This window comes from Bacillus cereus group sp. BfR-BA-01349 (genome assembly GCF_022663795.1).
Lineage (GTDB): Bacteria > Bacillota > Bacilli > Bacillales > Bacillaceae_G > Bacillus_A > Bacillus_A cereus.
Map to the genome: position 1 here is coordinate 81167 of NZ_JAKUGE010000010.1, position 26684 is coordinate 107850.

Genomic DNA, 26684 nt, shown 5'->3' on the forward strand with positions numbered 1-26684 from the left:
TATCCTTCTCTCACGTTATATTTTTATCAAAAACAAATACAGAAACTGCAATATCTTCTTCTACTTTCATATCCGAAAACAAATTCACTAATTTCGCTCCAACAAGTTCCTCCAAATGTTCACGTGAATTCACAGCATACACTTCTTGAATCATTTTCGTTCTAGCCATATGAACCATTTCCGCACCGTCCATCGTACTTGAAATAAATTTTTCAGTAGGTGTTAAGTTTCCATAAAGAGTCGCTATAGCCATATTTTCCGCAAAAACAGTATGAATTCGTTCTGGTCCTTTTCCAAAAAGTTCCTTTCGAAGTTTTCGTATCATATCATTAAATTCATGTACTTTTTTTGACATACAATTATACCTCCCAAAAGCCTCATTTTACTTTATTATATATTTTACCAAAATGAGCCTTCCGCCCAAACTATTTCGTACAAATATTTGGGCAGAAAGGTTCACTTCATGAAGTTTATTCGTCTTTTAACCCTTTACCCATACCTTTTAAGAAATGAAGCCCAAACCCGATAGCACGGTTAATATCTGGGTCTTTCAATACTTTCATAAGATCGAATACCCCTACTTTTTTATTACTTTCTAGATGTTCATTACCTTCTTCTAGTCCGACTAATAAACTACCTATAAGCTTTTTCGTAAGTTCTGGGTCAAGTTCAGTTAACGCACCTGCAGCACCCATCATATTATTAATTAAATTTGTAACAGGCTCACGAGTTACTTGACCTAGAACAATTTTCGCAATTGGTTCTTTCGCTTTTAGCATTGAATTTGCAGCTTCTAGCATTCCAATGTCATTTAATTCCCCTACTATATTAAACATCTGATTTAGAGCTTCTTCATTATTAGTTAGAAGCTCTTTTAAATCATCTAACTTTTGCTGTTTTATTTCTTCCTCAGTTAATTCTTGTTTTTGAATCATTTTTATAGGTGCAGCCATAGTTTTCTCCTCCTACTTATCCGTTAAATGCACATACCCTGGACGTGCCCACTTACGATGTACCTCAATGCCAGCTTGAGGGTGACGTTTTTTATTGCGTGGGTTCGCTTTTGGCATCGGATTTTCGCCGTCAACTTCTAACACTTCCATACGTACTTTCGTTTGTTTATACGCAGGTGTATTCGTACGTACATCCACAGCAGGACCTGTTAAGAAATTAATTGCTGTTTCGTTATCTGTAGAGTTCATCGGTAAATATAACTCATTCGCTTTTACACGATCTGTAACGAGTGCACGTAATTTTAATGCTCCAAAAGGAGAGACAAGACGAACTAACGAACCTGTTTTTACGCCACGTTCTTTTGCAAGGTCTGGAGAGATTTCAACGAAAACACCAGGTACTTTCGTTTGAATACCTGTTGATTTATTTGTCATATTCCCTTCATGGAAATGCTCAAGCATACGACCGTTGTTAATGTGAAGGTCAAACTCGGCTGGAAATTCAGCTGGACGTACCCAGCCAGCAATCGCAAAACGAGCTTTTTTATCTGGGAAGTTAAATCCATCTTGGAACAGAAGTGGTGTATTTGTTCCATCAAAACTTCCCCAATGGAAACTGTTCCACCCTTCAAGCACTTCATAGCTCGCTTGCGAGAACAATGGTGATAAACTTGCCATTTCAGCAAAGATTTCACTTGGGTGGCTATAATTCCAGTTTGCACCTAGTTTATTCGCAACTTCCTGGACGATCCACCAGTCTGGTTTCGCATCTCCTAGCGTAGGAAGAACTTGATATAATCTTTGGACACGGCGCTCTGTATTTGTGAAAGTACCTTCTTTCTCAAGAGATGGCGCTGCTGGTAATACAACATCTGCATATTGAGCAGTTTTAGAAAGGAAAACATCTTGCACAACGAAGAAATCAAGGCTCGATAACACTTCATGTACATGATTTGCATTAGAATCTACAAGAGCCATATCTTCTCCGACAAGATACATTGCTTTCATTTTTCCTTCGTCAATTGCGTGAAGCATTTCAATATTATTAAGACCTGGTTCACTATCAATTTTCACTCCGTAAGCAGTTTCAAATTTCGCACGTTCCATTTCGTTAGTAACGTGCTGATATCCTGGAAGCCATCCTGGTAAAGTCCCCATATCACAAGCACCTTGTACGTTATTGTGACCTCGAAGTGGGTATGCACCTGCTCCTGGACGACGATAGTTCCCTGTTGCAAGAAGTAAGTTTGAAATTGCAGCGGAAGTATCAGAACCACCTGTATTTTGCGTTACCCCCATACCCCAAAGGATACATGTACCATCTGCATCACGAATCATTTCAGCCATTTGAATAAGTGTTTCTTTTGAAATACCTGTTACTTCTTCTGCATATTCAAGTGTATATTCTTCTAGGCTTTCTTTGAAATCTTCAAAGAAGTTTACATTCTCATTAATAAATTCCTGATCATGCCAACCTTGATCGATCATATATTTCGTAACAGCCATTAACCAAACTTGATCTGTTCCTTGTTTTGGACTAATAAAGACATCTGATCGCTCTGCCATTTCGGTTTTACGAAGATCAGCTACAATTAACTTTTGTCCGTGTAATTTATGTGCACGTTTAATACGTGTAGCTAGAACAGGATGCCCTTCTGTCGGATTACATCCTACAATAATAACCAGACCAGATTGCGCAATATCTTTAATCGTTCCGGCATCACCGCCCATACCAATTGTACGGAACAAACCATCCGTTGCTGGTGATTGGCAATAACGTGAGCAGTTATCAATATTATTCGTTCCAAATACTTGTCGAGCTAATTTTTGAATTACATAATTGTCTTCATTTGTAATTTTAGAGGAAGAAATAAATCCGATAGAACCTTTACCGTACTCTTCTTTAATAGCACCTAATTTATTTGCAACTACATTCAGTGCTTCTTCCCATGTAGATTCAACAAACGTTCCATTTTTACGAATTAAAGGTTTTGTTATTCGTTCTTTAGAATTTACGAAATCCCAACCAAATTTCCCTTTTACACAAGTGGAAATTGCGTTAACTGGTGCATCTGAAGATGGCTGTACTTTAAGGATTTTACGCCCCTTCGTCCACACTTCAAACGAACAACCTACACCACAAAATGTACATACTGTTTTCGTTTTCTTCGTACGAGTATCACGCATGGCCGCTTCCACTTCTGATACCGCAAAAATACCGCTATATCCAGGCTCAACTTCTTTAATTAAATCTACCATCGGTTCAAGAATATCTGGTTTCAATCCCGTCATAAATCCAGCTTCACCGAGCATCGTTTTCTCCATTAAAGCGTTACAAGGACAAATCGTTACACATTGACCACAGCTAACGCATGAAGAATCATTAATATTTACTCCTTCATCCCAAATAACTCGTGGGCGTTCCGCTTCCCAGTCTATCGATAACGTTTCATTTACTTGTAAGTTTTGACACACCTCAACGCATTGACCGCATGCAATACATTGATTAGGATCATAGCGATAAAACGGATGCGTCATATCAACTTCACTTACATCTACTTTCGGTTCATACGGATATTTTTGATGTTCAATTTCCATTAATTCTGCTGTATTATGCAGTTTACAGTTCCCATTGTTATTGTCACATACTGTACAGTATAATAAATGATTTTCTAGTAACCGATCCATCGCCTCTGTTTGTGCTTCTTTTGCGCGAACAGAAGCACGTTCAATGCTCATACCTTCCGTTGCTATCGTCGAACAAGAACGCATTAACTTTCCGTCAACTTCTACAATACAAGTGTCACATGTTTGAATAGGATCTACCTCTGGCACATAACAAATTTGCGGATGTTCAATCCCGTTCTCATTAATAACACCTAATATCGTTGAACCGGGCTCCGCTGTATACTTTTTTCCGTCAATTGTAATATGAACCATGTTGTTATTCATGGTCTTTCCCCCTTTTTGAGAATAAAAAAACTCCACCACGAAAATATACGCACCACATTTCGGCACGTTATTATCATGGTGGAGTAGTTTATTAGCACATCTTGCTAAAATACCAATCCATTTATTCATAAATAAAACGATAGAGTCATAACAGGTCATATCACGATTCCATCTTTAACACTATAATTATAGCGTTAAAGTTAAAAATATACAATATAAAATTTAACCTACGCATATGTCAGCTTGTAACTATCCATAATAACCCATATAAAACATAACAAGGAGTAAGCGAACAAATGGGGTCTTTTAATAAATGGATTCGTGGTGAAAAATCTTTTTCTACCCAAGAGCAAGCTGATTACGCATTAAATAAATCTATCTCTTCTTCCCTTTCCCTTAATTTAAAGCACTTGTTCAAACTGTTTAGCGGTATTCCAGAATTAATAACACGCACTTTTCCATTAAAAAACGGACAGGAAGCTGCACTTATATATATGGAAGGACTTGTAGACAAAACTGTTATTAACGTAAACATTCTTCGTCCTCTCTTATTTAAAGAGTGGAATGAAGACGATTTTTGGGAAGCTTCTGTTTCTATCGGAAATATAAAAAAAGTTCAACAGTGGACAGACATTGAACAATCTCTTTTACACGGCAAAAGTATTTTATTTATAAACGGGCAACTATCCGCTTTAGAGCTTGATACGCAAGCGGCACCAAAAAGGAGTATTGAAGAACCTACAACAGAGAGCTCCATAAAAAGCTCACACGAAGGATTTAATGAAGTAGCGAGCGACAGCCTTGCACTTATTCGTCGATATATTCCAAATCGCGAATTGAAAGTGAAGGAATTCACTGTTGGTGAACGAGCTACTTCAAAGGTTTTTTTGCTTTATCTAGCAGATGTTGCGAACGAAAATGTCGTAAAAGAAATGGCATCCCGTATCGAGTCAGTAAAAGTTGATGCGATTCTTACTACTGGTGAATTAGAGGGGTTTGTTGAAGATAATTCCTTTACTCTCTTTCCGCAATTATCAATAACTGAACGTCCTGACACAACAGCACATCATATTCTAGATGGGCGAATTGCCGTTATTGTAGATCGCTCACCAGGCGTATTAATAGGACCTATGACCTTTTCATCCTTTTTCCAGACGATAGATGATTACAGCTTCAGACCTATGATTCCATCTTTTATACGACTCCTTCGTTTCACTGGGCTATTTATTGCAATATTTGCTCCTGCTCTTTATATTGCTATGATTTCCTTCCATTATGAAGTGATTCCGCTCAAATTGTTGTTAACGATTGGAGAATCTCGAGCCAAAATTCCTTTCCCCCCATATTAGAAGCTTTATTAATGGAATTAGTTCTCGAAATGCTCCGAGAAGCAGCGATTCGGCTCCCTGGACCTGTTGGACAAACAATCGGCGTCGTAGGAGGAATTGTAATTGGACAAGCTGCGGTTCAAGCTGGGATTGTTAGTAACGTTATGGTTATCGTCGTATCAATTACTGCGGTTGCCTCTTTCATTATTCCCAACTTAGAAATGTCAGCAGGAATTCGGCTTCTTCGATTCCCAATGATGATAGCCGCCTCTTTATTTGGCGTCATTGGAATTATGGTTGGAATGGCAATTATTATCATCCATATTCTTTCTATGGAATCACTTGGTGTGCCATATGGTAGTCCTTTTTCTCCGTCATATGCTTCGGATTTAAAAGATACCCTTGTACGTTTCCCATGGAAAATTATGAAGAAACGGCCACTATCTCTACAATTAAAACAAGATAACCGGCAAAGAGATGTTGAGGAAAAGGAGGAGAATAAGTGACAAAACGTGCAAAGAGGGAGATCACTTTATTTCAATACATTTTAACTATTAGTGGTGTTCAAGTCGGGTTCGGCGTACTTACACTTCCGCGTGAAGTTGCACAAGGAGCGAATACAGATGGCTGGATGTCTATTATTATCGGATGTGTCATTACCACTTTAGTCAGTCTATGTATTGTAAAAATCATGGAAAAACATCCAGGATATACTTTACTTGATGTGCTGATACGTTATCTTGGAAAATGGCTAGGAAGAGTAGTAATGATTTTTTGGATTTTATATGCTGTACTCGCAGCTGTTTCCTTAATTTTTTCCCTCTTACACGTTATTCATATTTGGATTTTACCTAGATCTCCTATGTCTTTAATTATGATTTTGTTATCCATTCCAATGCTTATGCTTGCATGTAAAGGGGCACTTATTATTAGTCGCTTTGCTGTTTTTACTGTCATCTTTACACTTTGGATGCCATTATTATTATTTATTCCTCTTAAAGATGGGCATTTTATATATCTTCTTCCTCTCATCAAGGAAGGATGGCTACCAATTCTAAACACCGTGAAATCAACTATCATTGCGTTTCTCGGATTCGAGTTTGCATTTGTCCTTTATCCTTATTTAACTAACAAAGCATCTGCAAAAAAAGGAATTATTATTGCGAATTTGATTACGTTATTTATTTATCTTCAAATCACGTTCGTTTCTTTTATTTATTTTAGTCCAGATGGTATAACAAAGTTTTTATGGCCGACTCTTTCTCTTGTTACACCGTTTCACTTCTCATTTCTTGAGCGATTTGAAATTATCTTTTTATCATTTTATCTCTTTATTATTTTTGATTCCTGTATTCCTTATATTTTCACTGCTTCAGATGGAATTAATCAATTACTTAACAAAAAAGGGAGTTCATTACCTATTTATTTTTTATTATTCGGGTGTATTTTCATCTTATTCTTTTATATCCCTTCTTCTTATCAGATAAGTGCGTTGCGGGAATTTTGGGGAACTGCTAGTTATTTTATCGTTTTTCTATTCCCGGTTGTATTTCTCTTATACATGACACTTTATCAGCATTGGAAAAGGAGAAAAGTTTAAATGAGACGCTTTATTCGTTTTATTATATTTTGTTTTCTCATAATTTTTTTAGCAGGTTGTAAAGATCGGCTTGATTTAGAAAAACAATCCATCTCATTAATTTACGGTTTTGACGCAAAAGCAAAAGGAAAATTAATTGTGTATCACGTAAATCCTATTTTTAATGAAGATGTAGAGAAAAAGTACGAAATTCATGAAGCGAAAGTACATACACCCCGAGAAGCAAAAGATACGTTTAACAGTTCAAGCAGCGGTTTAGTGTCCACAAAAAAGTTACAGCTCATATTGTTTAGCACGAATTTTTTAAAACAAGAAGGAGCTATGCCTTATCTGGATGTTTGGTATCGCGATCCTAAAAATACAGGAAATATGCGCATGGTTGCAGTAGATGGCCCCGTTTCTTCTGTTATATATAATAATTTCAAAGATAAGCCTGCTCTTCCTGAATATTTAACAGATTTAATTAATACGAACAAACTATACAATCGGACCGTGTTTACGACATTCCATGAATTTCATAGACAAACTTTTAATAAAGGGGTAACTCCTGCTATTTCAGAAATAAAAAAAGGGAAGAAAGATGTTATTGTTACTGGTTCGGCACTATTAACCTCTCGTGGAGCTTATAAGATGTCTTTAACTCGCTATGAAAGTGCCCTTCTTCTTATGGTGCAAAAGAAAGCTAATATACCCGTTTCACTTACAATGAAAATCCCCTCTAATTTAGTTAAAAGTAATAGCCATCTAAAAGATACAAAGGGCAACGATTTTATAACAATAAACGTTCTTAGTATGAATCATGATATCGGTACAGACTATAGCGATAACCGATTCAAATTTAATATTAAAATGGATTTAAAAATTGCCGTATCTGAACTTACATTCAACATGGATATAGATAGTGATAGAAAAAAATTAACTTCTCTTATTACAAAACAACTAAACAAAGATTTAAACGAATTAATCCACAAAATTCAGAAACAGCAACTCGATCCATTCGGATTTGGTGATTATGCGAGAGCATTTCGCTATAAAGAATGGAAACAAGTTGAAGATGATTGGCCAAGTGCCTTTTCAAAAGCTAATGTGAAAGTGGCACCAACTATTAAAATTTTAGAAAATGGGATTATTAAATAGAAAAAACACGCTACTTGCTCTCATACGTCTAAAGAGCAAGTAGCGTATTATCATTTTTATTTTGAAGCTTCCTATACAGTTATACTTCTGTTTCTGGTTCTTCGTTTTCCGCTTGTTCCAATCCTTGCTGCTCTGCAAGTTCAGCTGAAATCATTCCATAATAAATTTCTGGATACAATCCAAATATTTGATATACACTTCCTAAAAACGGCATCAGAATCCCTCTTTTCTAAAGTTGTATTGCCACTTTTAAGGATTCCCTTTTCATTCATTATACATTCGTTTTTGGCGTTTCTTCTTCATCTTGAACACTTAATAAATTTTGCCATTTTTTATACGGAGCGCTATTTGGATCTACATATCCTTTTGCATGCGAGCGATCCCACAATTGTTTAATAAACATTTCTTTCTCTTTCTTTGCCACCATATCGGCACCTGTACCGTAATAGTTCTGGAAATACAACTCGATTTCATCGAGGAATAGTCTTAATAATTCATCTGATGTTTCTTCTAATGTCGGATCATACTTCGCTTCACGGTCATACATTAAAATCATATCTAAAAGATTGTGGACATGTTCTTTTCTAAGCCATCTTACATCTTGGGCTCCTAATACGAACGGATGTGTATATAAATGTCCACCTTGTATCATCGCCTTTTCTTGCTCTTCTTCAAATCGTGACAAGATGTTTTCATAAATAAACGGATTATGAAGCAATGCTCTGTGTAATTTATAACTTTCGCTTGAAATATTTTTCCCCATCGACTGAATTAAAAAGCTACGTCCTACACCGTTATATTGATACACAAATTGTCCATCAACAGCAACTAAACTAATCCAGCGATACATATATGCGTATAGTAATGCACGATTACATTTATCATAATCTAATTTTGTTTGAGTCGCGTTTAAATCTGGCATAAAGGCTGGTAAGTGCCAATACTTATCTAAATGCGGCGTTAAACTAGATTTTTTACTATTTAATTTATTTACACGGCGATAATACGATTGGAAATAGTCACCTTTATCATTCATAAATCCGTTTGAAATATGTCCTGATGATAATTTAGGAAAATCTTGCAGCGATAAGCCGTAATGCGCTCGATAACAGATTACTTCAAATGGCGAAAAGGCTTCATGTACTGTATCTTTTTCTTTAAACATTTCTTGAATTAATTCCTCTTGCAGCTCTTTCTTTAAAGAAGGATGTATACCCCAATATTGTAATTCCCTATGATGAGCAACTTTCGGAACGAATGGACTCGCTAAATGGAACAGGTCTTCAATTTTTTCACGAACGTATTCATCGCGATCACGTTTCTTATAATCTGCTTCTTTTCGCAACGCTTCAATGATATTCAGTTCTAATTTATCACGATAGCGTACTTGCAGTTCGTCATAACAATAGCTCAGTATATGTTCTCGGTAGAAATCCTCTACCTTTTTCGACTGAATCTCTTCTGTTTTCGCATCACGACAATATTCACCGTACAAACTCATATAAATTTCCGCTGATATATCTTTCGGTAGTACACCTAAATTTAAATGTTGCTGCATATCTTGCCATATCTTTTCTTGCAGCTGTTCCTCAGCTAATACATATACATTCGTCGGGTTTGTTTTCCCTTCAAATTCCTTACTGCGCTTTTGGATTTCAAACAGTAAATTTTCACGTGTTTCATGTAAATTATCAAAAAATCTTTCCCAATATTGAATCATTTTATTAACTGCTTGATATAGCGATTGATATACAAGTTCTAATAGCATTTCTTTTCGATATTCATTTAATTTGTGTACATATTGCGTTATGATGTCTTCAAATTCTCTTTTGAATAAACGTTGCTGATTATTAATCATTTTTCCAAACCAGCCTTGTTGTTGAGCAATTTCTACTCGGCGTACAGCTGTTACCGTTCCATCGATATTACCCACATTAAATTTTTTATCGTAGTTTTGAATTACATTACGCTTTTGTTCATTATTTTCATGTAGTCGATTCATTTTTTCCACTAACTGCTTTCGAATTTCATATAACATAAAACGTGCTGCTACTGGGTGAACTGGATCTGTTTTCTTTAAAAACCATGTATTTAATTGATAGGACTGCCCTTCAGAACCACTTGGTGAAAAGCGGTCTGATTCAATCATGTCATATAAAAGTGTCGTTACATGTTCATGTACACGGCTCGGAATTGCATACGCATATAAACGAACCGCATGATCCACTCTTGCCACTTCACCTTTCATTTGTTCCATCATTTTCAGTTTCGCAGCTGAAATTTTACACTCATGTTGCAGACGATTTAATTCCTCATCTTTTTGCACCGTTCGTTGTACATAACTTTCTACAGCTTCTAAAAACCGTTTTGATTTCGCAACTCCGATCTTACCACCCTCTGCTCCTTCACGTGTTTCATTGTACATTTGTCTATAGAAAATATGAGCTTGCTCTGGACGGGTAGCAAGATGCTCCAAGTCCTCTAAATAACTTTTACCTCTCTCCGGCTTTTCACGTTGCATCCCACGTTTTACATCTTGATCGTATCTTTGCTTCTTCTCTTGAAACAGTTGATCTAAATGAAGCCAAGACTCATCTAAACCTTGCACCGCCCATTTTAAAGCACAATATTTTAACACATGTTCATATGGATAAATGAGTTTTGCCGTTCCTGCCCCGCAATATCGCCCTTTTCCGCTTGATTCTGCTAATTGCTGAATTTGATTGTCTTCCTGTGCAAAATGACTTGTGGACATCGGGCTAAATAACTGTAAATAAATTGTATTTGCCATCTGTTCCATATAATCTGATAAATTGTGTAAATGGTGTCCATGTAGGTTTTCATAATCGTATAAGAAACAATAATTGTACGGTAAATGATGTTGTTTAATTGTATGATTCGTTCTTCCGTCTTCATCTACTTGATCAGGGCGATACTCTAATTCAATTGTTACACCGCCGCGTTTTGATAATTCTCCAGTAGAACCGAGCGTAATAGCATGTAATTCTTTTAACGATGCATAGCCGTTCGCTTGCACCGTTTCAAACTCTTTCGCACTAACTGTTCTCGTCTTTACTAAAACATCCGGCATTAAAAACGCACCGCGTATTAAAATGTTATGATGCTGCAATTTTTTCCGAAGCATTTCACGTAAATATAATGCAATTTGCAGAAACATCCCCGAACCTGTTCCGCCTGCTAGTGATGTTACTATAATGACACGCACACCATATTCTGTTTGATCACTTGTAACCGGAAAAATTTTCTCAATTTCTTGCCAAAAGGACGTTAATTTATCTTCTTTCATCGCAGCACGTAACGCTAAACGTGAAATGACGCGTAACTGTCCTGCTCCTTCTGTTAATGGTTTATCAAGTATAGTCGGATCCATCGGAAACCACTCTGGGATTGTTGGATCTCCTGCAATATACTCCCTGGGCGTTTTACTAGAACTCGTTTGTGTCTTAAACTTTCGAATATGATCAAATTTACTCAATGTATTCACATCTGTATCAAATACGTGCATTGCTACCTTTTTCCGGCGCTCTTCAGGTAATTTTTCATATATTTGATGCGTCACAGTACTACCGATTCCACCTAAACCAATTAATATTGTTGGAACTTGTAATGTCATGTGAACCACCTTCCTATTCTTGCTTGTTTGAAAAAAGGGAAAGAGAATCCATACTCCATCCCCTTCTTATCCCTACCTACTATTCACATTCGTACTTGTAAATCTCTTTACCATATCCTCTATCAATTAGTAAAAGTTCATTTGGATATAGTGTCTTATGTTCCATTCCTACTTCATCCTCTGTTATAAACATTCCATCAATAATCATTCCTACTACTTGTGACTCTTTCGCTACAAATATTGATTTCGATCCTTTCTTTGCTATAAACGTAACGGATTGCATGGTTTTTCTTTCTGCTCTAAATGGGATACCAAAATAATGGTTCCACCATTTATTTCGAAGTAATTCTGGTTCAGATTGATATAGCCAATCTTTCGCTACCTCTTGATCCCATTCATAATACAGTAGTGCTTTCCGGTGAAATCTTGGCCGAACAATCCATCCTAAAACAATGATTCCTACTACTAGTAGTAATAAAGTGATAGGAATGACAAACTTAAAAATAAGCGCATATTTTTCATAAAACGGAGCATCTTGAATATGGAATGTTATGTTTTTCTTTACTTCTTGTAATTTTGAATCCTGCATTACGATGGTAGCTTCTACGGTGCCGGTATCTGTAAAATTAAATGTGTCGGAGTAATAGGGACGAGGATAAACATAGATTTGATTTCCATGTTGCTTTATTTCATAATTGATTGATTGTTTAGATGTGACACCAGTAGATTTTAATAGTTTTTTTACAGCTTCTTCTGTCATTGACTTGCCATCTAACTGTGGTTGTAAAACAAATGGTTTACTATTCTCTAAATTTGTCACTTTTTCTTCATAATCTTTTGTAACAGTTTGAAGTGATAATTTCGGTTTCTCAGCTGTTTCAATTTTAAATTCTTTCGTCTGTCTATAAAACCCCTTTATATTCATATGAACTTTCCCGCGTACTAACCCTTTACCAAGCTTCGTTTCGTAATAAAACACATGCCTCTTATCATCCCACTTCATTGCATATTGTTTTCCGTCTATTTCTACTTCTGCCTGAAAGTAAGAAGACTGAACTGGCAACTCCGTAGGCTTTGCTTCAATAACAGCAGTAACACCTTCGTACATTTTCTCTACATTTTTTTGACTACTATCATCTTTGTCATAAGTAGAAACCGTATAATTAAGCGCTGGTTCAACTAGTACTTGTAGTCCTTCTTTCTCAATGTCCTGGTCCACTTCTATCGTATAAGTTCCTGGTTTAATAACTTCCTCATTTTCCGTACTTATATGAACTATATTTCCGAACAATTTTGCTTCTCCTGGTGCATGTATGGAAAAAGAAGATTGCAATTGTAATGGTTTAGAAATTTGTGTGACCTGATAATCGGGCAGAGAAGGCGATTGTCGTACAAGCGTCATACGCTTTAATGGAAACGGTGTTGTAATCTCTACTCTTTTCCCCACTACTTTCGTTTTTACAATCGATTCAACAGAGGAGAATGGATCACGATTTGCAACTAATGCTGCCACTTGATTTACACTTTTTACAATGCCATCTTCTCCGCTTGACGGCATCGTAACACCATTTATCTCTTTCTTCCATATTTCCTTGAACGTATTTAGTTGTTCTTTTTCTTGTTGTCCTAAATCTTCTTCCATCGTAATTAAGACTGGATGTAACGATATCTTTTTTGCATCCATTTCTTTCTTAAACTGGGCTAATTTCTGCAAAATTTGTTCTTTTCCGCCAACCTTATCTTTCTCTAAATCATTAAATGCCCCGTCAGTTAATACAATAAGCCAAAATTCACGTTTTCCATCTATATCTGCTTCCTTTTTTATAGATTGCATCGCCGTCTCTACCGCGCTAAATGGAGTATTTAAATACGTTTTCCATGCTCCAATTCCCTCAATTTCTGTTTGCCTTTTATCCTTCGTTAACGAAATGTTTAATGGATCATTCGGCTTACTCATTGGAACGTAAGAAAATTTATCTTTTTCATCCAATAGCGCAACTAAACTTTGCAAAGCATAATTGGCATATTTCCAGCGATCGTTATTTCTCATGCTGCCCGAATCGTCATATACAAGTGAAACGACCCTTTCCTTTGCCTCCTCTCCTTTTGCAAAAGCTGATAAAGGTAAACATATAAATAGAAACAACATGAACGTGGCACAAATTCGGATTTTCATGATGAGGCTTCGCCACCTTTGTAGACAAATTCCTATGTTTAAATTTATGAGAGGAAACAAGATATATGACTTGTATTTTAGGACAACGAACCCAGCATAATTTTATTATGTAAACAGTTATAAGAACTGAATATTATTCCTTCTAGCGTTTTCTATCCGATACTATAAGTAAAAAAGCCTGTTTAAGCTCCACACTTAAAACAGACTTTTCCTACTTTTTATTTTAAAAACACATAACAAAAAGTTTGATTTTTGACTTAACACATCACTTCTATTGTAAATCCACCAGGTGCTTCAACGTAAAACGTATACGCATGGACATGCTTAGGAGGCTCGACCAAAAATCCATCTTCCTTCAATCTTTGATTTATCTTATCTACTTGTTCTTCACTTTCTTGTGGAAATCCTACGTGAAATGTTCTTGGATACTGAACTTCTTTTCCTTTCATTAAAGTTAGTATAAATCCATCATTATCATGCATAACTGCAAAGCCATTTCCCCTTGTTCCACTACAAATTAGACCAAAATACTTCTCTAAAAACTCTCTAGCTGCTGTTACATCTGTAACTGTTAAATTAAGATGTTTAATTCCCAATCCTTCACCTTCTTTCTCAATTTTCTAACATTTTATCATACAAATAAAAAACACGCCTTCCACAGCGTGTTTCATTGCTTTACATACACTTCAACAATCGGATTCTCTTTATTATCCGCATGCAAGCGTATATTCTCTTCACTTGTATTATAAATACTAGCTAATAACATTATCGTTAACACATTAGGTGTCTTCGCATCACTTCCGTATTTTCTCTCAAGCGCTTCCTTATATTCAAAATCTAAATCCCCCTGCACATATGTATACACTTCAAAACCATCTTCTAAATTGCAAACTACTGTATCAATAATATCTGTCCCTACTTGCTTCTTCATTTCCTCTCGTAACGCTTCAATAAAATCTTCCCATGGTACTTCGTATGTCTGAAACTGATCTGTAGATTTCATGCCTTTTCCTCCTTATATATCCTCTTCTTATATTTCCCCTTTCCTATAACAATTATGATAGATAGGGCATTCGTACAAGCCGCACTTGTCCCCCTTACATATCGTATTACTGTAATGCGGAAGGAGGAAAGAATATGCATAGACAAAAATGTTATGATACATGCCAACGTTATTTCGGAAAAGTTGTTCGGATTGAAGACCGTGATGGCCGTATACATTTAGGTAAAATAATCGATGTGACACAAAACTCTGTATGGATCGAACCGGTGCAACAGCGCTCATCTTTTGATTCAGGGTTCGGATACTACGACGCTTATGCAAACGGTGGTTGTGACCTTTGTGGAGGCCTTAGCAGGTGTGATAGTTGTGGATTCGGATGCGGTGGTGGATTCAGCAGCTGCGGATGTGGTGGTCGTGGTTGTAGTAGTTGTGGTTGCGGCGGCTGGGGAGGCGGCGGTTGTGGCTGGGGTGTTGAACTCGGATTTGGTTTCATCTTCGGAATTACATTAGCTGCATTATTTTTCATTTAACATAGTAAAGAGTTGGCTACCTTTAGCCAACTCTTTTTCTTTATTTTTCACATATAAAAATACGATGCCCTAAAATGTGTTGGTACATAAGCCGTACATTTTCATGCTGTATCCACGCCTCATATAACTCATTCGGAATATGTGAGGATACATTCCATTCTGGCTCTTCTACATAGCCAGAGATTGTTTCTGCAATCGTGCCACCACCAGCAATTGTAATTCTTTTAAAATTTGCTTTCTGAAATAATTGTACCCACTCCTTCTCAGTTAACAGTTCTTTCATGCCATATAATTGGACGATTTTTTCTTCCTCACCCTTATCAATGTGCCTATCAATAATCATTTCAATGACAACAAGCTTACCGTCCTGCTGTAATACACGATAACACTCCGAGATAACCCTTTCTTTGTCTGTAAAAGCGATGATTGATTCTCCAAGTACGAACTCAAATGAGTTATTCAAACACGGTAAATGCTCTACACTTCCTTCAATTAATTGTATATCTAACCCTTCAAACAACCATCTATCTTTTGCCTTTTGAATCATAATTTCATTCTTTTCAACAGTTGTTACTTTATAACCAAATTCCCTTGTCATATATGCCGCTGTTTTTCCCGTACCGCAACCTATTTCAAGGACATTCGCTCCATATTTAAAAGGCAGTTGTGCTAACAATTGTTTTGTTAACGTAAAACCACCAGGATGAGCACTTCCTATTCCGTAATAAGCTAGGAAATCGATGTATGTGTTTCGCTTCATGGGATTCTCCCTTTTTTATTTTATATATTCGAGCACGGAAGAAAAGTGCATAGAAAAAAGGGCGTATTGTACGCCCCTCATCTTACTTATCCTCTGTAATATATGCCCATTTATAGCTGTAGTCTCCACCAACTGGATGGTGAACAATACCTTTTACTTTCTGTCTTTGAACGATAGCATCACCACGTTGATATAATGGTGCAATTACAGCATCATCAAGTAACATTTTCTCAGCTTTTAGTAAGCTATCCCAACGTTCTTTCGTTTTCGTTAATAGCTCGCCTTTACCTTTTTCTACAATTTCATCATATTTTGGATTTGAATATCCAGTTTGGTTATGAGGACCATTTGTAACGAACATATCAATGAATGTCATTGGATCTAAGTAGTCAGGGCCCCAACCAGCGTAAGATAAATCATAATCTAAATCTGATTCTAATTTTAACTTTTGTTTAAACGGTTGATTTTTCAAGTTCACTGTTAACCCTGGTAAGTTTTTCTCAAGTTCTCCTTTTAAGAATTCTCCTACTTTTTTCGCATTATCGCTATCGTAGTTTAATAGCTCAATCGTTACTTGCTCTTTTCCAAGTTCTTTTTTCGCTTTTTCCCAATGCTCTTTTGCTTTTTTCACATCTGTTTTTAAAATATCTCCATTTTCTTTACGGAAGTCTTTTCCATCTGGACTCTTCGCAAATTCTTTTGGTACTAAGTAATCTGCCGGTGTAGATCCGTCATTTAAAATAACGTTCGTTAAGCCTTTTTTATCATATGCCTTTGCAATCGCTAAACGTAAATCTTTGTTCTTTAATACTGTATCTTGCCCACCACGTTTTTGGTTTAAACGTAAGAAGAACGTTGATGGTGTTTTTTGTGTATAAAAGTCTGGATTTGATTTATATTTGTCAACCATTTCAGATGTAAGTCCCGCACGATCGATTTGTCCGCTTTCATATAAGTTTACACGTGTACCGCTATCTTTTACTACGTTAAAGTTGATTTCATCTAACTTAACTGTTTTATTATCCCAATATTGTGCATTTTTCTTTAATTTCCATCCTTCTTCATGTTTCCAGTCTGTTAATGTAAATGGTCCGTTGTATAACGTTGTATCTGCTTCTAAACCAAATTTTTCACCTTTTTCTTTTACGAATTTTTCATTTAACGGATAGAATGTTCCGAATGAAGTTAATTCTACAAAGTAAGGAACTGGATTTTCTAATTCTACCTCTAATGTGTAATCATCTACAGCTTTTACACCTAACGTATCAAGTGGTGCTTTCCCATCATTAATTGCTTTTGCGTTCTTTAAATCAAACATAATGTATGCATATTCCGCTGCTGTATTTTTATCTACCGCACGTTTCCAAGCAAACACGAAATCCTTCGCTGTTACAGGCTCTCCATTTGACCATTTTGCATTTTTATTTAATGTAAATGTATACTTTTTACCATCATCACTCTTTTTATATGATTCAGCAACTCCTGGTGTTGCTTTATTATCTTTATCAAGTCGATATAAACCTTCCATTACGTTGTTTAAAGCTAGAAACGATACTTGGTCTGTCGCTTTAGCAGAGTCCATAGATGGAATCTCTTGAGACTCTGTTAAATTAAGCACTTGCTTCGCCGCTAGCTTTCCGCCTTCTTTTTCACCACTTTTCGGTGTTGTGCTTGCCTTCTCTTTATCTCCTGATCCAGAGCAAGCTGTTAATGCCATACTCATTACTAAAACTGGTGCTACGACCGCTGTCAATTTTTTCATCTTTTTTCTCTTCATTTTTTGTACCCTCCCCAATTATATGTACGATATTAACATTTAGAATTTCTCTACTAACTTTCGTTATCAGAAAATTCTTATTAATTAATATTCTACTATTTTTTAAAAATTTGTAAAGTATTTTTGTAAATTTTCTAAATATTTATTTTTTTATTATAGTAACTTGTTGTTTTAACTACTATATGAATTATCCCCGTCTACTTATATGTAAACATCCCTCCCCTTATTCCAATCTATTACTACGTTCTATATTTTTCTTATTAGCATGAGGTCTCTTACTATCATCTGTCTTACTACTTACTGACCTCTCTAAATCCCTCCGATAGAACCTTCCTAATTACCTACCCGATTCTCAATAGGCTAACGAGATTTATTCCCTTATACATACTAAAAAGCATTTCAAAAGCAGCTCAGCCACTTTTGAAATGCTTTCACTTTATTTTTTTCCGCCATCCTCAGTTACATACGCCCACTTAAAGCTATATTCTGGACTGATGTTATGTTTCACAATTCCTTTTACATTCGGTTTCATTACATACGATCTTCCTGTTTGATATAAAGGAACTAACCCTGCATCTTCTTCAAGGAATAATTTTTCAGCTTTCCCTAACGTTTCCCAGCGTTTTTTCGCATCACTCATTAATTCATTACCTGCTTTTCCTACCATTTCATCGTATTTTGGATTTGAATAACTCATTTGGTTGTACGGGCTCTTCGATTCAAACATATCAATAAATGTCATTGGATCCGCATAGTCTGGACTCCAACCTGCATAAGAAATTTCATAATCTTGCGCAGTTTCTAATTTTAATTTTTGTTTGAACGGCTGAATTTTCGTATTAATCGTTACACCTTTTAAATTTTTCTCAATTTGATCTTTTACATAGTCAGCAATCTTTTTCGCAGTTCCATCATCATAGCTTAGCAATTCAATTGTAACTTGATCTTTTCCAAGTTCTTTTTTCGCTTCTTCCCACGCTGCTGCTCCTTTTTTCGGATTATATTTCAGACCATTTTTAAATGTATCTTGATAATCTTTACCATCTGGCCCTGTCGCAAGTCCTTTTGGAACCAATTGATCTGTTGCTTTTGAACCATTATTTAAAATTACATTTGCCAATCCTTTTTTATCAACTGATAATGCAATTGCTTCACGAAGTTTTTTGCTCTTTAAAGGCGTATCTTGTCCGTTACGTTTTTGATTTAAACGTAAGAAGAATGTACTTGATTCCGCATACTCACCATATTCTTCTTTGTTCGATTTATATTTATCTACAAACTCTCCTGATAGTAATGTAAAATCAATTGATCCTGTATCATATAAGTTTACTTTCGTTGCAACCTCTTTTACTACACTATAGTTAATTTCTTCTAACTTCACAGTCTTTTTATCCCAGTACTTATCATTTTTCTTCAGCTGCCAACCTTGTTCATGTTTCCATGAAGACATAACGAATGGACCGTTATACACAGTTGTATCTGCTTCTAAACCGTACTTATCACCTTTTTCTTTTACGAATTTTTCATTTAATGGATAGTATGATGGGAATGCTAATAAATTTAAGAAATACGGTACCGGTTTTTCTAATTCTACTTCTAGCGTGTAATCATCTACCGCCTTCGCTCCTAATTCAGTTACAGGTTTTTCTCCTTTATTAATCGCTTCTGCATTTTTAATATAGTAAGCAATAAATGCATATTCTGCCGCAGTATTCTTATCAAGTAAGCGCTGCCATGCGAAACCGAAATCTTTCGCTGTTACAGGTTCACCATTTGACCATTTTGCATCTTTTCGCAGTTTAAACGTATACTTTTTACCATCTTCACTTTTCGTACTAGACTCTGCCGCAGCAGGAATTGGCTTATTATCTTTATCAAGGCGATATAGGCCTTCCATCGTGTTCCCTAAAATTTGCGAACCTAATGTATCAGTAGATTTAGAAGTATCCATCGTCGGAATTTCTTGGTTTTCCGTACGATTTAATACTTGTTTCGCTGCATATTTAATATCAGATTTTTTTTCTTCCCCACTATTTGATGTAGTAGTCGTTTTCTTTTCCCCACCTGACCCAGAACATGCTGTCAATGCAACACTCATCGCTAAAACTGGTACTACAACTGCCGTTAACTTTTTCATCTTTTTTCTCTTCATTTTTGTACCCTCCCTAATTATATGTACATTACCAATCCTTGAGAGACCCCTTACTAAAGATTTATTTTTCAGAAAATTACAACTAATGTTAGTCTACTCTTTTTTTCGCATTTGTAAATAGTTTTATTTTAAATATTCTATTTTTTTATTTTAGTAGGATTTATCCCCCATCTACTATATGTACATACTATACACCTTATTCGCCTCTATTTAACCACACTAAAAATTAGTATTTTAAGCTCACAAAAAAAGCATTTAAAAGTAGCTAAGCCACTTTTAAATGCTTTTTCAACTCTATTATTTTTCAGTCACATATGCCCACTTAAAGCTAAATTCTGGACTGATATTATGTTTTACTACTCCCTTTACATTTGGTTGTAAAACATAAGAATCTCCTCGTTGATATAAAGGTACAATCGCTACATCTTCTTCAAGTAATGTTTTTTCAGCTTTTCCTAACTCTTCCCAACGTTTTTTCGCATCGCTCATTAATTCCGTTCCAGCTTTTTTCACCATGCCGTCATATTTAGGATCAGAGAAGCTCATTTGGTTATGAGAATGTCCAGTCTCAAACATATCTAAGAACGTCATTGGATCTGCATAATCCGGATTCCATCCGCCATACGAAATATCATATTGTTGTTCAGTTTCTAATTTTAGTTTTTGCTTAAATGGTTGAAGTTTAATATTAACTGTTACACCTTTTAAGTTCTTCTCAATTTGGTCCTTAATATATTCTCCAACTTTTTTCGCATTACCAGTATCATAGTTTAAGAATTCAATTGTAACTTGGTCTTTACCTAGCTCTTTTTTCGCTTCTTCCCAAGCTGCAGCAGCTTTTTTAGCATTTGGTTTTAAACCATTTTTAAACGTTTCTTGGAAGTCTTTACCGTCTGGTCCAGTTGCTAAACCTTTTGGTACTAAGAAGTCAGCTTCTTTTGATCCATCATTTAAAATTACGTTTGCTAAATTCTTTTTATCAACTGATAGTGCAATTGCTTCACGTAACTTTTTACTCTTTAATGGTGTATCTTGTCCATCACGTTTTTGGTTCATACGAATGAAATACGTACTCACTTGTGAATATGTTCCGAATTCATCTTTCTTATTTCTGTATTTATCTACGAACTCTCCAGTTAATAAAGCAAAGTCAACTTGACCGCTATCATATAAATTGATAAGAGTTGCTGGTTCTTTAACAACACTGAAGTTAACTTCTTCAAGTTTTACAGTCTTTTTATCCCAATATTGATCATTTTTCTTTAATTGCCATCCTTGTTCATGCTTCCAATCTTTAAGAATGAACGGTCCATTATAAACTGTTGTATCAGACTCTATACCGAACTTCTCCCCTTTTTCTTTTACGAATTTTTCATTTAATGGGTAGTACGATGGGAATGCTACTAAGTTTAAGAAGTACGGTACCGCTTGCTCTAATTCAACTTCAAGCGTAAGATCATCTACTGCTTTTACTCCTAATTCAGTTACAGGTTTTTCTCCTTTATTTACTACTTCTGCATTTTTAATCGGGAGTGCGATAAATGCATACTCAGCAGCTGTTTTTGGATCTAATAGACGTTGCCAAGCGTATACGAAATCTTTCGCCGTTACTGGATCTCCATTTGACCATTTTGCATCTTTACGTAGTTTAAATGTATATTTTTTACCATCTTCACTTTTCGTGCTAGATTCTGCTGCAGCTGGAATAGGCTTATTATCTTTATCAAGACGATATAATCCTTCCATCGTATTCCCTAGCATTTGTGAAGATACTGTATCTGTTGATTTAGAAGAATCCATCGTTGGAATCTCTTGGTTTACTGTTCGATTCAACACTTGTTTTGCCGCTAATTTTCCCTCTGACTTGCTATCTCCACTTGAGTTTGTGCTTGTCTTTTTATCTCCGCCTGATGTAGAACATGCTGTTAGTGCCATGCTCATTGCTAAAACCGGTACTACAACTGCTGTTAGTTTTTTCATTTTTTTCTTTTTCATTTTCTGTACCCTCCCTAATTCTAAACGATAGCTATTAAAGAATTTTCTGATGATTCTGTTTTTCTCTATATATTTATCAGACGATTCTTACTAATTCTTATTCTACTAATTTTTTAATTTTTGCAAAGTATTATTATTGAAAATTTTTAAAAAATTATTTTTTTACAGTAATATTCATAAAAATGCCATATTTTGTTCAAACCTTATTTCGCATTCATACACATTTGTTGTTTTAATCACTTTCATCTCATTTACCACTTGAATACTTGTTAATTATTGCTAATAAATAATGCATATATCTAAAAACATCTTTTCTACAAAAATAAAAAAGTCAGCAAAGCTGACTTTTTACCTGGCCATTTTTTCTCGTTTCATTTCCTCTACTACTCTCGTATACTTCTCATCATCAAATTCATTTTCACTTTTTGCAACAACTACAGTTGCAATACCGTTACCAATTAAATTAACGATAGCACGTGCTTCTGACATGAAACGATCTACACCAAGTAATAACGCTAAACCTTCTAATGGGATAACATTCATTGCAGATAGAGTAGATGCTAGTACAATGAATCCCCCGCCGGTTACTGCTGCTGCTCCTTTAGATGTAACTAATAAAATAGCTATTATTGTTAATTGTTGACCTAGTGAAAGATCGACGTGGAAAACTTGTGCTAAAAATATAGTAGCCATCGATAAATAAATTGTTGTTCCATCTAAGTTAAAAGAATAGCCTGTTGGAATGACTAAACCTACTACCGGTTTCGAACACCCGAAGTCTTCCATCTTTGTCATCATTCGCGGCAGTACTGATTCTGACGATGATGTCCCGAGAACAATAAGTAATTCTTCTTTAATATGCGCTAAATATTTCCACAAACTAAATTTATACAGTTTACAAATAAAATTTAAAACAATAAAAACAAATAATGCCATTGTCGCATATACACAAATCATTAATTTGCCAAGTGGTATGAGCGTGCTTAAACCATACTTCCCAATTGTAAATGCCATCCCACCGAATGCTCCAACCGGTGCTAATTTCATTACAATTGATAAAATGTTAAAAAATACTTTCGATAATCTTTCAAAAAAATCAATAACCGGTTGTCCATTTTTCCCTAACATCGTTAATCCTGCGCCGAATAAAATGGAGAAGAATAACACTTGTAAAATATCACCTTTTGCAAATGCTTCAAACATGTTAGACGGCACAATATGTAAAAAGAAATCCATCCATTTCATTTCTTGCCCGCTTTGTACATATTGTGAAACATCTCCGCCTTTTAGTTTTGAGGGATCTAATCCATCTCCGGGACGCACAACATTTGCTACGATGATACCAATAATTAAAGCAGCTGTTGTAACAATTTCAAAATATAGTAGTGCCTTCCCACCAACACGGCCTACCTTTTTCATACTTCCCATACTTGCAATACCGAGTACAATTGTTAAAAAGATAATCGGTGCAATAACCATTTTAATCATATTGATGAATGTTTCACCAATTGGCTTCATTTGTTGTCCAACACTCGGCCAAATTGCCCCTACTGCAATACCACAAATAATGGCCACAATAACTTGGAATGTTAAATTCTTTGCAATTCTCATTTTTGCTACTCCCCTGTATTTTCATTTCTCCCAAACTATTTTAAGCAATAACATTTATTCTATATGGTAGCCCCCTTGCTACTTAACTTGAACCCTACTATTATGTTACACTATTAACTAAAATTTTAAAATAGTATATAACATTAAAAACTAAATGTCATACCATTAGACAAAAATAAAAAAGCAGACATTTCGTCTGCTTTAATTCTCCTCAATTTGCTTTTCACTTAATCCTAGATGTGTTCTAAGAGTATTACTCAAACTCTGTAGATCTTTTTTATTAAGATTATAATAATATACACGTTGCCCGTTTGGGCCATTAGGTAAGTATAAATCATCACCAGCTAATTGTATTTTTTCAACTGAACCGTTTAAACCGTATTTATAAAAAGATAAAATATCATCCATTACTAAATTTGTTTTAAAATCACCATCAACCGCCTCAACTATTTTTTCTAACTTCGCAATCGATCCTACACTTTTTAATTTACTTAAAATCGCTTCAATAACAAGTTGTTGGCGTTGTCCTCTCATTGCATCACTATCAATATGGCGCGTTCTTGCTAGTGCAAGTGCTTCTTCCCCATTTAATTTTTGTAATCCTTTTTTCAAATGAATCGCTTCAGGTTCATCTTTACTATTTTGCTCCGTAAATTCAACTGGGACATCCACTTCAATACCATCTAACCCATCAACAATTTTAGTAAAGGAACCAAAATTAAATTTCACAAAATAATCAACAGGCACCTGTAACAATTTTTCTACCGCTTCCACAGAAGCTTGCGGTCCTCCATCTTTACCATTTTTAACGAAACCACTTCCATATGCATGGGTTATTTTATCTTTTTTCTTTTCAACTGGAACATATGTATATGTATCACGCGGTATACTCGTTAATTTCACTGTTTTATCATCTTTATTAAAAGTCGCTAACAATAATGCGTCTGTATGAAATGCACCATTATATTCCTTTTGTCGTTCTTGATTTTCATCAATTCCCATAATTAAAAGTGAAACATGATTTGCAATTGGCTTTACAGATTTCTCACGTAAATTGGATTTTTCGCCTCGTGCTAAATTCAAATTAGATTTTTGTACGAGACTAGAAGTTTTCATATATACATAGGCTCCATAGCCAATTCCACCAAATAGTAATACCGCCAGTAGTAAACTTATTATCTTTTTCTTTTTATATTTTTGCTTATTTTTCTCTTCTCTTAAAGATGAATGATTCCCCATTTACTCTCCTCCTGTTTCTATTCACCCAATATGTTTTTCATTTTTTCATATTTAGCGCTATCCTTTTGAAACATACTTTCTTTCAATCCCTTATCTATTTGTATCCATTCAGTCGTAACTGAATATTGAATCAAGCCTTCTTGAAAACTAAGAAATTTCAACATAATCCCTGTATTTTTCTCCACAACCATTTCGAATTTCCCTCTTAAATCTTCAGAGGTGCTAACAGGCATCTCTATGTTGATAACTCCTTCAATTTTGTAACAATCTAATCCAAGATATTTCGTTTCTTTATAATTCCAATCTTTATATCGAATTAACAAATCTGCGAATTCTGATTGAATACTATATTTAGCTAGCCCTACATATTCATCATCATATCTCTTTTTCTCATCTGATTTTCTCACTAACCTTTCCGTAGGATTTAATTTTAATAGTTCATTGTTTCTTTCTTTTGGGTTCCATTTTGTCTCTTTATAGGTATACTTCTCATCATCAAACTCTTTTTTCTTGCCCTCGTTATATATAATTGTTCGTTTTTTCGCTAGTTTATCTTCTTTCGAAGAGATACCTCTTTGTTTCTCCGTATCAATCGCATACTTATATGTTGTAGCAATTCTTGATGAGCTAGAATATTCCTCAAATTGTCCTGAAATATTTTTAAAATAATCAATAGAATCTAGCATTTTTTGATGAATCTTTTCTTTATCTGGATAATGTACATTCGATTTTATTTCTTCTTCATTTTCAAAATCAGAAAACGCTTTTTTCTTTACATATTCAAATACTCCACCATTTTGCGCAAAACTTTGTATAGAAAACTCAGACATAGATACCACTGAAAGTATACAAACCGCTGCACTAATTATCATCATATGAATTTTGTAACTCTTCTTTTTTACCTTAAGATTATGTAGCGTACCATTAATCTTTTCATTTAACTCTGGAGGTACTATAACATTTTCATCTTTTATTCTCTTTTTTAATTTCTCATCAAATAATTTTTCATTATCCATCCTTTACACCCCCTATTCCATCTTTAATCGTTTTTGTAGTTGTTCCCTCGCGCGTGACAATCTTGATTTCACTGTTCCTTTCGGTATTTCTAACAGCTTTGCTATACTCACTTGATTCATGTCTTCATAGTAATAAAGCACCGTAACAGCTCTTAATTCTTCATGTAACGACTGAATCGCATTACACAAATCTATATCTTCATACTGATCACACGCACTCATATTGTAATCATTCTCTTCTGTCACAATTACATTTTTATACGCTCTAATAATATTGTTACACTCATTTATTAGTATTCGAATTAACCAAGTTTGAAAAAATTCTTCTTTCTTTAATTTTTTTATATTTTCATAGGCTTTTAAAATTGTTGTCTGTATCGCATCCTCTATATTTGTCTCATCACGTAACATCGCCTTTGCTATTCGATACATCTTCACTTTTTCTGTATGTATAAGCGCTACAAAGGCTTCATGATCACCTTTTTTCGCTAAAGAAACATCCGTTTCTTCTTTTATAATCATTTTATATAAAGGGATTACTTTCACAATCGCTCCTCCTGTTTCATCCTCACTTCATCACTTCCAATTTAACTTTACATGTATTAGACGTATGAACCTAGAAAAAGGTTCACTTTTTTGAATATTTTTGTAATTAAAAAGATAAATATCCTTTATAAGTATGCAATAAACATACTAGTTTAAATTTACAAATAAAAAAAGCCCACTTTCTTGAAGTGCACCCCAATTGTTAGACACATAACTAACAATTGGAGGTGCATTTTTTATGGCTAAATTTTCTTCAAAAGATAAAATAAAAGCAG

General features: G+C 35.1%; 19 protein-coding genes and 1 pseudogene. 4 read left to right on the plus strand and 16 right to left on the minus strand.

The genetic code is table 11. The features are described from left to right. Positions 1 to 10: 10 nt before the first annotated feature. From MR169_RS08105 to fdhF, 3 genes are all read right to left on the minus strand, one after another. Positions 11 to 355 (minus strand): Na-translocating system protein MpsC family protein, encoded by a 345-nt coding sequence (locus tag MR169_RS08105; RefSeq protein WP_000039583.1) that lies wholly within the window; start codon positions 353 to 355, stop codon positions 11 to 13. Positions 356 to 470: 115 nt separating this feature from the next. Continuing rightward, entirely contained in the window at positions 471 to 953 is a 483-nt protein-coding gene (locus MR169_RS08110) for a helical membrane plugin domain-containing protein (protein ID WP_000729897.1), read from the minus strand. A gap of 12 nt (positions 954 to 965) precedes the next feature. Continuing rightward, complete coding sequence (fdhF, locus tag MR169_RS08115; RefSeq protein WP_242319239.1) at positions 966 to 3905, minus strand: formate dehydrogenase subunit alpha; 2940 nt, start codon at positions 3903 to 3905, stop codon at positions 966 to 968. Positions 3906 to 4201: 296 nt separating this feature from the next. On the opposite strand from fdhF, the pseudogene MR169_RS08120 reads away from it, so the two are divergent. The 3 genes and pseudogenes from MR169_RS08120 to MR169_RS08130 all read left to right on the plus strand — a co-directional run bounded on the left by MR169_RS08120 (position 4202) and on the right by MR169_RS08130 (position 7970). Further along, positions 4202 to 5739 (plus strand): annotated as a pseudogene (locus MR169_RS08120) (spore germination protein). After that, complete coding sequence (locus tag MR169_RS08125) at positions 5736 to 6833, plus strand: endospore germination permease (protein ID WP_242319240.1); 1098 nt, start codon at positions 5736 to 5738, stop codon at positions 6831 to 6833. Before MR169_RS08120 ends, MR169_RS08125 begins: the two are co-directional and overlap by 4 nt. Further along, the gene (locus tag MR169_RS08130) at positions 6834 to 7970 is read left to right on the plus strand and encodes a Ger(x)C family spore germination protein (RefSeq protein ID WP_242319241.1); all 1137 of its coding nucleotides are present in this window, start codon (positions 6834 to 6836) and stop codon (positions 7968 to 7970) included. Positions 7971 to 8049: 79 nt separating this feature from the next. On the opposite strand, the gene MR169_RS08135 is transcribed toward MR169_RS08130, so the two are convergent. The 5 genes from MR169_RS08135 to MR169_RS08155 form a co-directional block, all read right to left on the minus strand. Continuing rightward, positions 8050 to 8184: a hypothetical protein gene (locus MR169_RS08135; protein ID WP_001116174.1), complete on the minus strand. Its 135-nt coding sequence runs from the start codon at positions 8182 to 8184 to the stop codon at positions 8050 to 8052. Between the two features lie 57 nt (positions 8185 to 8241). Continuing rightward, positions 8242 to 11604 carry a tubulin-like doman-containing protein gene (locus tag MR169_RS08140; protein WP_242319242.1) on the minus strand — a complete coding sequence of 1121 codons (3363 nt, stop codon included), beginning with the start codon at positions 11602 to 11604 and terminating at the stop codon, positions 8242 to 8244. Between the two features lie 79 nt (positions 11605 to 11683). Next, a complete protein-coding gene (locus MR169_RS08145) occupies positions 11684 to 13780 on the minus strand; it encodes a vWA domain-containing protein (protein ID WP_242319243.1) in 2097 nt (698 codons plus the stop codon). 257 nt (positions 13781 to 14037) lie between these two features. Then, positions 14038 to 14376, minus strand: a complete 339-nt coding sequence (locus MR169_RS08150) for a VOC family protein (RefSeq protein WP_109140469.1) — start codon at positions 14374 to 14376, stop codon at positions 14038 to 14040. A gap of 71 nt (positions 14377 to 14447) precedes the next feature. Next, the gene (locus tag MR169_RS08155) at positions 14448 to 14783 is read right to left on the minus strand and encodes a hypothetical protein (protein WP_000842888.1); all 336 of its coding nucleotides are present in this window, start codon (positions 14781 to 14783) and stop codon (positions 14448 to 14450) included. Positions 14784 to 14917: 134 nt separating this feature from the next. Between MR169_RS08155 and MR169_RS08160 the strand changes: the two genes are divergently transcribed. After that, a complete protein-coding gene (locus tag MR169_RS08160) occupies positions 14918 to 15313 on the plus strand; it encodes a hypothetical protein (RefSeq protein ID WP_000554977.1) in 396 nt (131 codons plus the stop codon). A 40-nt stretch (positions 15314 to 15353) separates the two neighbouring features. Here the strand turns inward: MR169_RS08160 and MR169_RS08165 are convergent, their stop codons facing one another. The 8 genes from MR169_RS08165 to MR169_RS08200 all read right to left on the minus strand — a co-directional run bounded on the left by MR169_RS08165 (position 15354) and on the right by MR169_RS08200 (position 26409). Beyond that, the gene (locus tag MR169_RS08165; RefSeq protein ID WP_000828253.1) at positions 15354 to 16073 is read right to left on the minus strand and encodes a class I SAM-dependent methyltransferase; all 720 of its coding nucleotides are present in this window, start codon (positions 16071 to 16073) and stop codon (positions 15354 to 15356) included. 82 nt (positions 16074 to 16155) lie between these two features. Beyond that, complete coding sequence (locus MR169_RS08170; protein WP_242319244.1) at positions 16156 to 17850, minus strand: peptide ABC transporter substrate-binding protein; 1695 nt, start codon at positions 17848 to 17850, stop codon at positions 16156 to 16158. Positions 17851 to 18286: 436 nt separating this feature from the next. Beyond that, complete coding sequence (locus MR169_RS08175) at positions 18287 to 20002, minus strand: peptide ABC transporter substrate-binding protein (protein WP_242319245.1); 1716 nt, start codon at positions 20000 to 20002, stop codon at positions 18287 to 18289. 297 nt (positions 20003 to 20299) lie between these two features. Then, the gene (locus MR169_RS08180) at positions 20300 to 21997 is read right to left on the minus strand and encodes a peptide ABC transporter substrate-binding protein (protein WP_242319246.1); all 1698 of its coding nucleotides are present in this window, start codon (positions 21995 to 21997) and stop codon (positions 20300 to 20302) included. Between the two features lie 348 nt (positions 21998 to 22345). Then, entirely contained in the window at positions 22346 to 23608 is a 1263-nt protein-coding gene (locus tag MR169_RS08185; RefSeq protein WP_001216971.1) for a dicarboxylate/amino acid:cation symporter, read from the minus strand. Between the two features lie 201 nt (positions 23609 to 23809). Beyond that, complete coding sequence (locus MR169_RS08190) at positions 23810 to 24847, minus strand: LCP family protein (RefSeq protein ID WP_242319247.1); 1038 nt, start codon at positions 24845 to 24847, stop codon at positions 23810 to 23812. 17 nt (positions 24848 to 24864) lie between these two features. Continuing rightward, the gene (locus MR169_RS08195; protein WP_000368240.1) at positions 24865 to 25863 is read right to left on the minus strand and encodes a hypothetical protein; all 999 of its coding nucleotides are present in this window, start codon (positions 25861 to 25863) and stop codon (positions 24865 to 24867) included. 12 nt (positions 25864 to 25875) lie between these two features. Next, positions 25876 to 26409: a sigma-70 family RNA polymerase sigma factor gene (locus MR169_RS08200; protein WP_000864726.1), complete on the minus strand. Its 534-nt coding sequence runs from the start codon at positions 26407 to 26409 to the stop codon at positions 25876 to 25878. Positions 26410 to 26684: the final 275 nt, after the last annotated feature.

Bases quoted from the DNA above. Each gene is read 5' to 3' on its own strand.
- MR169_RS08105 (WP_000039583.1), bottom strand. From the start codon at position 355: ATGTCAAAAAAAGTACATGAATTTAATGATATGATACGAAAACTTCGA.
- MR169_RS08110 (WP_000729897.1), bottom strand. From the start codon at position 953: ATGGCTGCACCTATAAAAATGATTCAAAAACAAGAATTAACTGAGGAA.
- fdhF (WP_242319239.1), bottom strand. From the start codon at position 3,905: ATGAATAACAACATGGTTCATATTACAATTGACGGAAAAAAGTATACA.
- MR169_RS08130 (WP_242319241.1), top strand. From the start codon at position 6,834: ATGAGACGCTTTATTCGTTTTATTATATTTTGTTTTCTCATAATTTTT.
- MR169_RS08135 (WP_001116174.1), bottom strand. From the start codon at position 8,184: ATGCCGTTTTTAGGAAGTGTATATCAAATATTTGGATTGTATCCAGAA.
- MR169_RS08140 (WP_242319242.1), bottom strand. From the start codon at position 11,604: ATGACATTACAAGTTCCAACAATATTAATTGGTTTAGGTGGAATCGGT.
- MR169_RS08145 (WP_242319243.1), bottom strand. From the start codon at position 13,780: ATGAAAATCCGAATTTGTGCCACGTTCATGTTGTTTCTATTTATATGT.
- MR169_RS08155 (WP_000842888.1), bottom strand. From the start codon at position 14,783: ATGAAATCTACAGATCAGTTTCAGACATACGAAGTACCATGGGAAGAT.
- MR169_RS08160 (WP_000554977.1), top strand. From the start codon at position 14,918: ATGCATAGACAAAAATGTTATGATACATGCCAACGTTATTTCGGAAAA.
- MR169_RS08165 (WP_000828253.1), bottom strand. From the start codon at position 16,073: ATGAAGCGAAACACATACATCGATTTCCTAGCTTATTACGGAATAGGA.
- MR169_RS08170 (WP_242319244.1), bottom strand. From the start codon at position 17,850: ATGAAGAGAAAAAAGATGAAAAAATTGACAGCGGTCGTAGCACCAGTT.
- MR169_RS08175 (WP_242319245.1), bottom strand. From the start codon at position 20,002: ATGAAGAGAAAAAAGATGAAAAAGTTAACGGCAGTTGTAGTACCAGTT.
- MR169_RS08180 (WP_242319246.1), bottom strand. From the start codon at position 21,997: ATGAAAAAGAAAAAAATGAAAAAACTAACAGCAGTTGTAGTACCGGTT.
- MR169_RS08185 (WP_001216971.1), bottom strand. From the start codon at position 23,608: ATGAGAATTGCAAAGAATTTAACATTCCAAGTTATTGTGGCCATTATT.
- MR169_RS08190 (WP_242319247.1), bottom strand. From the start codon at position 24,847: ATGGGGAATCATTCATCTTTAAGAGAAGAGAAAAATAAGCAAAAATAT.
- MR169_RS08195 (WP_000368240.1), bottom strand. From the start codon at position 25,863: ATGGATAATGAAAAATTATTTGATGAGAAATTAAAAAAGAGAATAAAA.